This window comes from Draconibacterium sp., assembly GCF_041583095.1.
GTDB lineage: Bacteria > Bacteroidota > Bacteroidia > Bacteroidales > Prolixibacteraceae > Draconibacterium.
On the sequence record NZ_JBFHGM010000138.1, the window covers coordinates 1 to 13,081 of the forward strand.

Annotated in this window: 8 protein-coding genes; 1 reads left to right on the plus strand and 7 read right to left on the minus strand. The window is 38.4% G+C overall.

Going from position 1 to position 13,081, the window contains the following annotated elements; genetic code table 11:
* The coding region (locus ABZB17_RS13435) for a hypothetical protein (protein ID WP_372650856.1) at positions 1-525 on the plus strand (525 nt) is incomplete at its 5' end.
* A gap of 231 nt (positions 526-756) precedes the next feature.
* Here the strand turns inward: ABZB17_RS13435 and ABZB17_RS13440 are convergent.
* From ABZB17_RS13440 to ABZB17_RS13470, 7 genes are all read right to left on the minus strand, one after another.
* On the minus strand, positions 757-2,220 hold the full coding sequence (locus ABZB17_RS13440) for a hypothetical protein (RefSeq protein ID WP_372650857.1): 1,464 nt from the start codon (positions 2,218-2,220) through the stop codon (positions 757-759).
* 18 nt (positions 2,221-2,238) lie between these two features.
* A complete protein-coding gene (locus ABZB17_RS13445; RefSeq protein ID WP_372650858.1) occupies positions 2,239-5,343 on the minus strand; it encodes a SusC/RagA family TonB-linked outer membrane protein in 3,105 nt (1,034 codons plus the stop codon).
* A gap of 1,035 nt (positions 5,344-6,378) precedes the next feature.
* The gene (locus tag ABZB17_RS13450) at positions 6,379-8,055 is read right to left on the minus strand and encodes a TonB-dependent receptor (RefSeq protein WP_372650859.1); all 1,677 of its coding nucleotides are present in this window, start codon (positions 8,053-8,055) and stop codon (positions 6,379-6,381) included.
* 23 nt (positions 8,056-8,078) lie between these two features.
* Positions 8,079-9,239: a DUF4249 domain-containing protein gene (locus ABZB17_RS13455; protein WP_372650860.1), complete on the minus strand. Its 1,161-nt coding sequence runs from the start codon at positions 9,237-9,239 to the stop codon at positions 8,079-8,081.
* The gene (locus ABZB17_RS13460) at positions 9,226-11,994 is read right to left on the minus strand and encodes a carboxypeptidase-like regulatory domain-containing protein (protein ID WP_372650861.1); all 2,769 of its coding nucleotides are present in this window, start codon (positions 11,992-11,994) and stop codon (positions 9,226-9,228) included. Before ABZB17_RS13460 ends, ABZB17_RS13455 begins: the two co-directional genes overlap by 14 nt.
* A gap of 1 nt (position 11,995) precedes the next feature.
* Positions 11,996-12,697: a hypothetical protein gene (locus ABZB17_RS13465; protein ID WP_372650862.1), complete on the minus strand. Its 702-nt coding sequence runs from the start codon at positions 12,695-12,697 to the stop codon at positions 11,996-11,998.
* A 115-nt stretch (positions 12,698-12,812) separates the two neighbouring features.
* On the minus strand, positions 12,813-13,081 hold a 269-nt coding region (locus ABZB17_RS13470), incomplete at its 5' end, for a SusD/RagB family nutrient-binding outer membrane lipoprotein (RefSeq protein WP_372650863.1).

Sequence of the window (13,081 nt, forward strand, 5' to 3'; positions counted from 1 at the left end):
GAAAACATGTTTGATGGCGATCCGATGGAAGCCAACGTTGATGAGAAACTCGATTTCCACAACACCTTTGCATTCGAAAATTTTAAGCTGGAGAAAAGCCCGTATGTGTACGAGTTTTCGAATATTGATGCTACCGACCACCGACATGTAGCCCGCGAAAACGACTACTTTACCCTGTTTGATTTTTCGGCCAAGTGGGACCCGATACCCACCATGCTTTGCCAAAACCATCGTAACCTGATTAAAGGTTTTATGGGGCAAACAACCGCTTACCGCAAAGAAGTGCTAAAATCAAATGTGCTGGTATTGGGCGAGAACAAACCGGCCAACGAAGCGCGTTATATCCATGGCGAGAAAGGTAAAGGATTCTGGACATTTTACGGTGGACACGATCCCGAAGATTACCGCCACCTGATTGGCGATCCGCCAACCGACCTGAGCCTGCACCCCAACTCACCGGGTTATAGGCTAATCTTAAATAATGTATTGTTTCCGGCAGCTAAGAAGAAGAAGCGGAAGACGTAGAAAACATTGATACCACAAAGTGATTTGGGCCAAGCTCACAAATAAATTTTCCTGAAAAAAATGAAAAAAACCGGGAGGATTTATAAATTCTACGAAGGGTAATTGTGAGTAAATGTAGAGTGAGTTATACCTCCCGGCTGGGATCTTCAACTTGAATTATCAAGTTTGAGAATGAATTGGCCCTAAAACCAATCCATTCTCATTTATATCATTAAATAATACAGGTGAGTATTATCTCCAACCACCGTTAGAGTAGTCTTCTCCGGCTACTCCCTGACTTCCTCCATAAGTATAATTCTCTTCAGGAATAGCTTCTAATGCTTTCCCAGGAACAGGAAAATGTAAAGGAGTTCCTTTTTGCAACAAGTCTTCTTTTCTCATTTCAAAGAATGAAAGTGACATACCTGTATAAGCAAATTCTACCAATCTTTCGTAGTGAATTGCATTTGCAATATCATCCGCATTGGCGTCAACCGGAGGTAACTGGCCTCTTACTGTACGTGTACCATCATTAATCACTTGAGCTGCCTCAGTCAAACTTCCTTTTTGTAATAAGGCTTCAGCTTTGTACATATCGTTTTCCGATGCTGAATATTCTGTTACATCTGTTATCCAATCGCTTATGTAATAATCGTAGCGAGAATAACGGTAAGTACTATAGTGATAGGTTCCCCTTGTTGGATTAAAGTTTTGACTTGACAAATACTGGTAATCAGATAGCAAACGGGCATCGTCTGAAGTTGACTCAGGCAAAGTAACCTCACCATCAGGCCAGTATGCCGGAGTATTCGGATCCATCATATTGACAACACGCATATCAACACGTCCCCAACCTGGATATACCAAATAAGTTTTCGGTGCAAGATCATACCAAACATCATCGTCCATAAAAATGGTAAAGTCTTCAGTTAAACCGTTGTTGGTGTAAGACAATACTTTGTCCCAGTTGATGTTTCCTTTTTGAGCTTTATTACGTACGTTTCCTACCAACATACGGGCCCCCATACTATTCAGGAATTGTGTAAATACGGCATTTCCATTGTTTCCGCCTGGCAACCAGGTTTCAGGCACATCAACACCGCTCGATTTCGCAATAGCAATGGCATCGTCTAACTTTTCAAGAGCAAAAGTCATTGCTTCTTTATAATCGCTAGAAGAACCATCTTCGTTAATAGCTCCATTTTCATCTGATAGCCATACACGGTCGAAAACCAAAGCTAAATAACCTATTGCAAAAGCCTGACCAGTTTTACCAATCATTTTTACCAAATCAGGGTTCTCAAATTCGGTACCTTTTTCAGCTGCTGCCACTAAGGTGTTGGCATCAGACAAAACAGCATATAATGAATTAAAATAATCATTGGTGACATAATCGTAAGAGTAAGATGGTGAATTATTCCAAGCCGCTCTTGGTTCGCTTGACATATCATTCATACCAACGTTTCCCCACGAACAAGTAGACACATCAGCCATAGTCTGCATCATCATACATGGTCCATTATATTCATGAACAGTCATGTACCAGTTGTTCAAAATACCGCCGGCTGCAGCAGTTAATGCCACAGGGTCGGATGTTAAAATATTGTCGTTTGGATGCTCGAAGTTCTGCACTTCAAGATCCAAAGAGAAATCTTCACACGATACCGCAAAAAGCAGTACAACAGCGAATAATACTATTTTTTTTAAATCTTTCATTTCTATACTCTTTTAATATTAAAACTTAAATTGTACTGAGAATGAGTATGAAGACTGATTCGGATAAACTCCTGAATCCACATTAAAGTATTGTTGTGTATCTCCATCGTATGCTGCTACTTCAGGATCCCATCCGGAGTAATCAGTAAATGTAAGAATGTTTCTTCCTATCGCACTAAATTTAAACTCTTTGAAGAATCCATTTGCGAAATTTTCAAGTTGTTTTTTACGTAAAGTATACGAAAGAGATATCTCTCTAAGTTTTAAATAACTTCCATCTTCAACCCAAAAATCAACATCCTGGTTTACAGCATAAAGCGATTGATAGTACAAAGTTGTTTTCTTCTCGCTTTCTGCTTTTCCTGCCTGATCAACAATTGCACTACGTCCGGCAATTACATTCCACTGTGTATTTCTGTTGTAAATGTCACCACCATGACGATGGTCCCATAACATATAGAAATCAAAGTTTTTCCATGAGAGATTAGAAACAACGCCCATAAACCAATCTGCATTCTGATTACCAATCTCCTGTGTTTTGTTTACACCTTCCTCATCTACTTCAAGGAATGCTTTTTCATCCACCGTACCTATAGCAGCTGTCTCAACTACAACACCATCGCTGTTAATACTGTAATCACTAATGCTGGCTCCATCAGGTAATTGTTTTTCCATGGTTGCCAAATCGCGAACAAATTTAAGTCCGTACATCGTTCCAAATTCTGTTCCTTCTTTCAATTTAAACATTTCACCGTTAGATGGACCTACAGTTTGTTCTGCAACATTTAACTTGGTAATTTCCGATTCGGTTTTAGTGAAGTTAACGGTTACATCCCAGTTCCAGTCACCCGATTTTATGATTTGTCCGTTTAATGAAAATTCGAAAGTATTGGTTTCCAGATTACCTACGTTTTGCCACTGACGGTTTTTACCGGCATTAGCAGGAGCAAATAAATTCACTAACATAAACTGATCAGTAGACTCCTGTATTGAGTAAGCTGCATCCAAACTAAATCTGTCGAGGAACTGAGCACTTAAAGCAATCTCTGTTTCTGCAGTTTTAGATGGTTTCAGATCAGGATTACCTTTAATACGGTTAGTAGACAATACACCACCACTTAAGTTGGTCATTTCATATTGCCATGTAAATCCGGGGCGCTGACCTGCAGTACCATGAGCAGCGCTAATTTTCAATTCCTGGAAACCAGGGATCGCTATATCTTCAGTTAAACGATATGCTCCCGAAATCCTGTAATAGTCGTTCCAGCGTTCGTTTTCACCGAACAAAGATGAACCGTCTTTACGATACAAACCATCAAAAATGTAACGATCCTTATAAACAAAACCGGCAATAGCAAAAAGGTTTTGTGCACGTTCTGCAGTTCTGTTTGAATTTGCCGAGATGGTTGACTTGTCAAAATTATCCAAAGATGCAATGTCTTTGTATAAGTAATCGCTACCACTCGCACTGAAATATTCATAACTTCTGTCTTCAGCCAATCCGCTCAATTTAGCTTGCACATCCAATTCTCCGAATTGTTTGGCAAAATTTAAGGTAGCCTGTGCTTTTTGCACGAGATTTAGAGAACTGTTTTTTGTCAAACTTCCCTTGCTGTAACCAAAACCAATTTCATCACCAGAACGCTCATAAGTTTCGTATTTGTAGTTACTGGTGTAACGACTGTTATTGTTTTCAAATGAGTATTCAGCATCTAAATTTAAGAAGTCTGTAAATTTCACATTCAGTTTATAACCTCCCAGGAAACGTTGTTGTTTCGTTTTTGCATCAATAGCAGCAGCGTTGTACAACGGGTTCGAGATTTCGTTTTCCCAAGGGTCGGGCTGGAAATAGTATGGAGATCCATCCGGGTTGGGATACATAACGTTGGCATCAGGAGAAATCCTTGTGATGGTTCTGAAATCACCAAACGTGCTGTTATCGGTAAGACTAATGAATTGGTTACTTGCATTGAATTTCAACCAATCGTTAATGTAATAATCCACATTAAAACGATAGCTATTACGGAAATAACCTTCAATTTCTTTCTGCACACCATCTACCTTATTGTACTCAGTAGAGAAGAATGTTTTGAATTTATCAGTACCACCGGCAACCGAAGCATACTCGGTAAGGTTTATACCTTTTTTGAAAAAAAGATCCTGAAAATCGTAATACACACCAAATGGGTTATCTGAATAACCATCTTCTTCTTCAATTCTACCGCCTTCAAGTGCCCACTCGCCACCGGCTGCGTATATACTTGGAAAACCTGCCGGGTAAGTCACACCCTCGTATTTTGTATATTGGCCTTGCGCTGATTCCCAGTCAGATGCCAGTTTAAATGGGTGAGACATATTCACGTCAATAAAATTGTTAACCTGCGAAAATCCAACTTCTGAACGAACAGTTACTACCGGAGCACCAACAGCACCACGCTTAGAAGTGATAACAATCACACCATTACCTGCACGTGATCCGTACAATGAAGAAGCAGACGCACCTTTTACAATCTCAAAACTTGCAATATCGTCGACATTAATGTCGGCTAAACCACCGGCAACATACACACCATCCATCATTACCAGAGGTTGTTGTGACCCGTAGAAGTTAGCTGCGCCACGTAACAAAATGGTGGCTCCCGCTCCCGGGCGTCCTAGACTTGTTACCGAAACACCGGCAACCTTTCCCTGTAGGGCACTTGCAGCTGAACCGGCAGGCACTTTTTCCAGAGCTTCTGCATTTACTGAAGCTACAGAAACAGAAAGTTTTTTCTTTTCGGTTTTACCAGCAACACCAGAAACAACAACTTCATCCAAACCAAAAACATCCGGATCGAGCGTCAGTTGAAATGTAGTTTGATTTCCAATTGGTACTTCAATGGTTTTCATACCAACAAAAGAAACAATTAAGGTTGTTGCATCATTCGGAACCATAAGGCTAAAATTACCATCCAGATCGGTAACCGTTCCCAGAGTTGTTCCTTTTAGCGAAACTGAGGCGCCCGGCACGGATAAACCATCTTCAGAACTTACAATAACTCCTGAGAGCTCCTTGACCTGCGCATGAAGCAATTGCACACCTGCGAAAAGTACAATTACAACCATTAGCATGATTTTTTTCATAGAAATAATTTTTAGTTTTTAATTAGAGCACTATAAATAATTGATTAATGCATTCACTCTTTTTAAACAGCACGATAAATCTCCATATATCAATAACATATATTCTATTAACATCATTTAATTGCGCCAGACAATACGCTTACACCAATCATTAACAACTAAGGATCATGTATTTAACATTCTTGATCAAATACATACTCTGCCTAACACAGAAGTAATATTTTGTTAACTGCAATAATGCTTTGTAACAATTATTCTAAAATCTGGTAGATCTGGAAATTGTATTAATTGTTAATTTATCTAACAATTATCCAAAATAGAACAAACCCATCCTCACATAGTCCTCAAATTAAGAGCTACTTCGGTTAATTACAACATCTAAACGCAGATCTGTTTAGAGTCTCAGATCGTAATCCGTATTTTTTATATAAAAAAAATCAAAGATTAGTAACCACTAAAGGTTAAGTTGTAAAATTTTTGGTTCATAGAAACAGTCTTTTAAGTAATATTTAAACAGCATTTAATTTTGTAATTATTCAACGGATTCCCCCAAATCCACTTTGCTTGACAATTACGCGTTACATAAAAGTAATTTATTATACTTCCAGTATTACAAATATTAATATTTCTGTTGATTTTTTAAAATATTTGTACGTTTTTTTGTGCTTTTTTTATCGATTTGACACTACCCTCTAACACAACTCACCTTTATATAGAAATACCAAAATACCATATTGCACTAAAGATCATATTCTTACATAATTCACTAATTGACTTATGATCATTTTTTACAATTTATGTTTTACATGCATACTGATAAAATAAAAGAAGGTTTTCAGTCCTTTAACACCTCTTAAACAGTTTTCTAAATAATTGTTTACGAGGATGATCTCAACTTTAAAGAATACATCCAACCGACCTGAACCTGCGCCCAACTCTCCGGGTTATCGGCTGAATATAAATAATGTGTCGTTTCGGGCGGCTAAAAAGAAGAAACGAAAGACTTAACGGTACAGTTAAAATCTGGGTTAACAATTAATCTACAACAGTAAAGTATTCAATACTTGTCTCTAACTGGTTTTTATCATTTGTTCCGGTAATCACAATTATAAACTCGCCAGCCACATCTCCGGTGTGAAATGTAAATAAATTCTCTTCTTCCGGCGCTAAACTAAAGTCAGGCTTCCAATAAAGACTGCTTCTTAGATCAGGAATTCTTTTCTCATACTGATCTTCCAGTTCAGACACTGAACTATTGAACATTTTATAATCAACAAAATGACTGGAGCCTCCGAGGTTGATATCCGCAAACTTCCCTCCTTTTGAGATCAAGCTAATAACTCCCCCATAGGTAAAGTTACCATACACGTATGGTTGATTAATAATTTCGATGCTTTTTATCTTGTCCGGTGGAATATTGAGAATATCGTTGATATTATTAACCGAAATCATATCGATTAGCACAAGCGGTTCATTGTTCCGTAATTCGGGATTTTGGCCCTGCACCCTTAATATTTTTTGGCCATTAACTTTACGTACCGACACCAGGGTAACCAATTCTCTGAAATAATCATCAAGTGTAGGCAGATTGATATAATCATCCAGTTCGATCAATTGATTCGGCTCCCCATAGAATTTCCCCCTCGTAACATTCTCCTCCTTCATTGACCGGATTGGCTGACTGTTGTATAAATATTGAATCTGACTGTTAAAGCTTAGTTTTTGTAATATACTTCTGTCTGCTGAATCCGGCATCAAAGGCAGTGCCGGTAAATTAATTTTCTGTGTTGAAAAATCGTTATCAACCAAAACAATTGCCTTTTCGTTTTTCAATCCGGTGCCTGCCGAAATAAGTAGTTCATATTCTCCCCTAAGTTCGGGTAAGTTAAAATAAACAGAACCGTTTTCAGTTGACAGGGCACTGCGCATTTCCGGTTGATCTTTCATTATAGTAAGAAATACCTGATGGAAAGGCAATGATACCGAATCGTTAATGCTCACCACCTTCCCTGTAAGAGAAAGTGATCTTGTTTCAGGAATAAAACCACTCTCAGGGGCGGATGATAAAGGAAGCATTCGAATAATTCGCGGTTGATAAAACTCTTTTTTTACGACAGCCATAACACAGTTTGAATACTGGTTTAGGGCACTTAAGCTTACATTTACTTTTTCGCGTTTACCGTACTGTTTTTTATCAAGTGTTATAGTCACCGGCATCTTGCTATGTTGTACGGAAAAATTGGTATTTACTTTTTCTGCTAAAGAATTTTGCTCAACCAGTTCATCAAAAGGATTAACAATAGATAGTGCTTTATAGAAAAATTTTTCGGCCGGATAGTTCCGCATCCACCTGGTGTAGGCCCTTAAAAAATAATTGCCGGTTAATATTTTACGAGGGACAAACAGAATCCCTGAAGCCCCTTTATCGTTATAATTAAATTTCTGTTGCACCAACGCTGTTCCATATTGGTCCACTATTTCAACGTACAATACATTGCTCCAATCAGCATTTCGTAAAGGATTACCGGAGCAATTGAATGCTTTAAAACGAATGACTTCATTCACACAATAAACATCCCGGTCAGTAACAACACTCAATTTTTCAACAAATAAATCAGTAGTACCATCTCCATGCTGCGCCAGTGTGCTCTGTGAAAGAAAATTACAGAAGAATGCGCAACTCAGGAAACATATTATTTTAAAGTACCTCATTACTACTTATATTATGAAACTTACTATTCAAAAAAAATCGGCTTTGTTGTAACTCCGCCCTTTAACCTGCAATCAATACATTCAGGAAATAACCACCCCAAAGCAGCACCTTCATCGTCGTTGTAACGTAATAAATACAAAGGTCTTGGTTCTTCCGGAAATCCCATTTCTATTTTTATTGGAGAACAGTCTTTTAGAAGGCTAAAACTCAATTCGTCAACATCCTTTAAAACAATACGTTTTTCGCTAACACCGGTCACACTAAAATATCCCAGTACTGTTTCGCCGGGGCTTGATATACATTTCAGGTTTCCCTGAACTGCAGCAGGTTGTTTGCTAAACATATCAGAATCTTCCTTATTGTTCTTTTTTAATCTTTCCCAAAACCGATACTCATCCTGGCTTATTGCATATTGCTCAACCAAAAGGCTGTAATTATATTTTAAACGTTGCGTTCGGTCACTCACAAAACACAAAGGGAAGTCGGAGAAACGATTCCCGGACACACCCTGTGTTGACAATATGTTTATAACGTTAATTGTTTTTGTTGAATAACAGGTAAATACCGAGTAATCAACAGGAACCTCCTGCATATTGCCCTGTTCATCAAGAAATAACTGAATAGGATAAGAAGAGTGGTATTCAAATGTTTCCACCAGTTTCCATCGGTAATAGTCACTATATTCAGGGCCCGTATTAAGGTCGATATAAAACTGCAGTCCTTCAACCGGGACAATATCCTCAGCCGTTTCATAAACCTCGTAGCGATACGAAATAGAATCGATAGGTGGTGCTAATGGCATTTCTTCAAAACTACTCTCGTATTGTTTGCCCTTCCAACTTGTAACATTTAGCTTAAACCGGCTTCCTGTTGTTAAGTCTTCTTTGTCAATTACCCCTAAGTAAACGCCTTTGCGACTTTCCGATTCAGAGAAGCTATAAATATTTCCGTGTTCGTCACTCACCTCCACAATACATCCCGACATGGGTAAAAAGACACCGGAATCAGGAGATACCGACGATGAAACAATAACTTCCTGTACCTCTCGCCCATCGCTTATCATTCCTTCAATTACCATCTTTGGCTCAAAATCGTCATGGGCATCATAATAGTACCTTTCGATGCAGGAGCCAAGCATCAAAATCATAAACAATATGCCTGATATTTTTTTAATTGTTTGCATAGTTTCCAAGTTTCCAATTCCATGAAAGTGTAAAAACAGGCATCCCAATTACGGAATATTTATACCCGTTAATCACTCCGTTTTCCGATTTAAAGAACACCGTATTTGCATTTTTTCTACCCGTTAAATTATAAACGCTTGCCACCCAATAAGAATGAAATCGTTTTTTACGCTTAAGATTTCCTTCAATTTTTAGCGACAAATCCATCCTGAAATAATCGGGGATACGATAACTATTACGTTTTGAATAATCGACAAATGGTTGGCCACCAATATAATATACTCCCTCTGGAAGCGTTATGGGGCGGCCCGTATTATAAGCCCAATTCGATGATACTGAAAATCGTTTATTGAATTTATAGTTTAGAATAGCATTTAACACATGCGGCTTATCGTAGTTCGAAGGGTATTCTTCTCCATAATTAATATCTTCAAAATCATTCTCACCATCAACGGTTATAAGCGACCGCGAATAGGTATAACTCAACCATCCATTTAAACGTCCTCGATCTTTTTCGATCATAAACTCGGCACCATAAGCACGCTGTTTCCCTTGTAGAATATGGGTTTCAACATAGGGTGTCGATAAAAAATCGGCGCCATCTTTATACTCCACAATATGGTTTGCCTTTTTGTAGTACACTTCGCTGGAAAAAGAAATACCAGACAAACCAAATTCATGAAAATAGCCTGTTGATAATTGTAACGAATTCGGAGGCGTGATATGCGTATCTACCAGTTTCCACTGATCATACGGTGCAATAGAAACTGTATTGCTTAACAAAAAAAGATACTGTCGCATTTGCGTAAAAGAAACTTTTATAGAATTATGGCTTCGTAACTGATAATCTATCGCGAGCCTCAATTCCGGGCCGGAATAACTTTGAATTCGTTCATTTTTCCCGTAAATGAGTGAATCACTCACGTACGTTGGCTCCAAAGGTGCACCTGGCGAATAATTTAAAACGGTTTTGGGTCCCAACACCTGAAAGAAGCTATAACGAAATCCCATATAGAATGCCAAACGACTGCTAATTTGCAGATTATCATCAAGAAACATTGCCGATTCGAGTCCTCTTTCCGAATCCAGATCAAGCTCTTTCTTTACCGAGGCATCGCCATAAGGCATAATCCTTCCCCGGTTTAAATCGTACATTTTCGCTTCTGCTCCAAATTTTAAATGATGAATTTCGTTTGGAATCCAATCAAAAATTGTTTTCAGTTCATAATGACCTAATTCGTATTTGTGACTATACGAATTTGCCGGTAAAGTTTTGTCGATTGTTGAAAACCGATACCAACTTCCCAAAGCAATTACATCGGCCTTTAACTTATTATTAAAACGATTAGTATAATTAATAGCTCCTCCGCTATTACTGTAGTTGAACTCGGTAATTTCGTTCAGGGTAAAATCGTCGTTGCTGTTATAGACAAACAACGACAACTGGTTATTTTGAGCCAGTTTAAAATTTAAAGAACCTGCAAAGTCATAAAAAGATGCAGCGCTGTTATTAAGTTCCGGTTCATCCAGTTGTTTCAGTATCCAATCGGAATAGGACGATCGAGCACTCAGCATGATAGAAACTTTTTGTTTTATGATTGGTGTTTCAATCGAAGCCTGTGCCGAAACCGGACTCACACCACCCTGCATAAAAAACTGGTCATCATTCCCTTTTCTGGTTTCAATATTAAATACCGACGAAAGTCTGCCACCATAGTTTGCCGGAACATGGCCTTTATATACGTTAAAATTATCGATAATATCGGAATTGACAGAAGAGAAAAAACCAAACAGGTGCGTGCTATTGTAGATCGGAACATTATTTACATAAAATAGATTTTGATCAGCATTTCCGCCTCGCACGTTTATACCTCCCGATCCTTCTCCAACACTAACAATACCTGGAAGCATTTGCGCAATTTGCAATACATTTTTTTCACCCATCAGTGTAGGTAACTCTTTAATACTGCTAATATTTACCATCTCGAGACCCGCTCTTGCCCCACGTTCTGTAATTTCATCGGCCTGAACCAGCACCTCCATTAATGAGATCAGGTCCTCCTCCATTTCAAAATTGAAACTGCCATCTGAAATGACCTTTAAATTGCATTTGGCTTCCTTTTTCCCCATACATTTAAACGTAACCGAATAATTGCCTGGCCTAAGGTAAAAAACACATTCCCCTTCATCGTTGCTCGCTGCACCTTTATTTAAGGAAGGAATAAAAACGGTAGCACCCACCAAAAGTTCGCCCGATTCCTGATCAGTTATAATCGCTTTTATTTCGCACTGCTTTCGCGGTTTGCTTTTTTCGGGGGTCCCTACAATAATTGTTTTAATGTATTCCGGATCCCTGCGTTTTAAAAATCGTTCGTTTTGCGACGAAACATCTTGCTCCATATCTGCTTGCTGCTGTGACGACAGTGAATAATCAGGCAATACGGGTACAAATTCCTTATCTGGTAAAACAATTACTGAGTAATTTGACGTTAACACATATTTCAGCCTGGCAGGCAATAACACTTCATCTAAAACGGCTGAGATTGGCGATTGCCTGAAAGTGCTATTCACCTCAACAGACTTAACCCATTCTTCTTTAAAATAGAACCGGTAAGGCGTTGTATCTTCTATTTGCTGAACAAACTCAGTAAAAGACATTTGTGAAAATGTGCCTGAAACCAGATCGTTTTTTGGGTTCTGAGCGATACTAAATACTGATAACAGCAAAAATATGTGTAAAAAAAGGTATTTCATATTAAGGATTGAATTTCGCACAAAAGGCGAGCAAATTTTGCAGGTCAACATCAGACAGGTCTTTAAAACGGATAGTATGTTGAGAGAGATACTTTTTTATTTCAGGGTGATTACGCTTTTCAAAGCATTGCAGGAAACTCTTTCCGTTATGAAATTTGTTTATCGTTACTCCATCATACAAAAAGAAATCAGTACGTGTTTTATTGTATTGAAAACCGGAAGCAGAATGGACATTGTTTGCCACCTTCAACTCTTTATTCCACCCTTTAAAACATTTAATCCGGTTGTCGTAAATAAGCTGAACAAAACGGGGGAGGATATCCTCGTTGTGTGCTGGTACAAAAATCAGGTCACCGGTGTAAACCGAATCAATGGCCGACACATTAAGAACCAGTCGTTTAACACCACCATTAAAATCGGTATAAGTTAAAATAAAATCCTGTTTTTCGATATTGTAATTTAACAGCTGCTTAGAAAACTTCTTTCCGTTAATTACCACATCGGCTTCGAATGGTTTTTCCGACCGCCAAAAAGGATGACCGTGGTGCCCCATGTAATATGGGAATTCTTTTTGTCCATTGTGCAATAGCACATCTAGACCATACAGCTCATCGTATACCTTCCGTGTAGAATCGATTACACTATTTTGTGCATTGGAAAAAGAGCAAATAAAACAAAAGCAGGAAAAAATAACTAATCGCATAATGTTGCAAGGGAAATGTTTGGTCGTAAAACTAACTTTTTAAAAATGATAAAAAAATAGCCAGGATGACACCTGGCTATTTTAATATATTATGTCATATAATTAGCGGCTTGTATTAATTAACATCCCACCATAATTTCGAATAAATAACATCGCCGTTGCTTAATGCATCAGCAGCTACTTTTCTGTTTGCACCGTTCAAGGTTTGTTCCTGAGCCGGGTATCTCATTCGGTAAGGCAGATCATCTACTTCCTCAACAAGTGGAGTAAATACTTTATCTAACCAGGTGTCGGCAGTTGGGTCGTAAACACTATACTCCGAATAAGGCTGAATTAAAGTTTTAGGATATCCTGTACGGCGGTAATTCATCCATGCAGTATGAC

What these genes read in the sequence shown, in the direction of transcription:
- ABZB17_RS13445 (WP_372650858.1), bottom strand. Translation starts at nt 5,343, where the DNA reads ATGAAAAAAATCATGCTAATGGTTGTAATTGTACTTTTCGCAGGTGTG.
- ABZB17_RS13455 (WP_372650860.1), bottom strand. Translation starts at nt 9,239, where the DNA reads ATGCAAACAATTAAAAAAATATCAGGCATATTGTTTATGATTTTGATG.
- ABZB17_RS13465 (WP_372650862.1), bottom strand. Translation starts at nt 12,697, where the DNA reads ATGCGATTAGTTATTTTTTCCTGCTTTTGTTTTATTTGCTCTTTTTCC.
- ABZB17_RS13440 (WP_372650857.1), bottom strand. Translation starts at nt 2,220, where the DNA reads ATGAAAGATTTAAAAAAAATAGTATTATTCGCTGTTGTACTGCTTTTT.
- ABZB17_RS13460 (WP_372650861.1), bottom strand. Translation starts at nt 11,994, where the DNA reads ATGAAATACCTTTTTTTACACATATTTTTGCTGTTATCAGTATTTAGT.
- ABZB17_RS13450 (WP_372650859.1), bottom strand. Translation starts at nt 8,055, where the DNA reads ATGAGGTACTTTAAAATAATATGTTTCCTGAGTTGCGCATTCTTCTGT.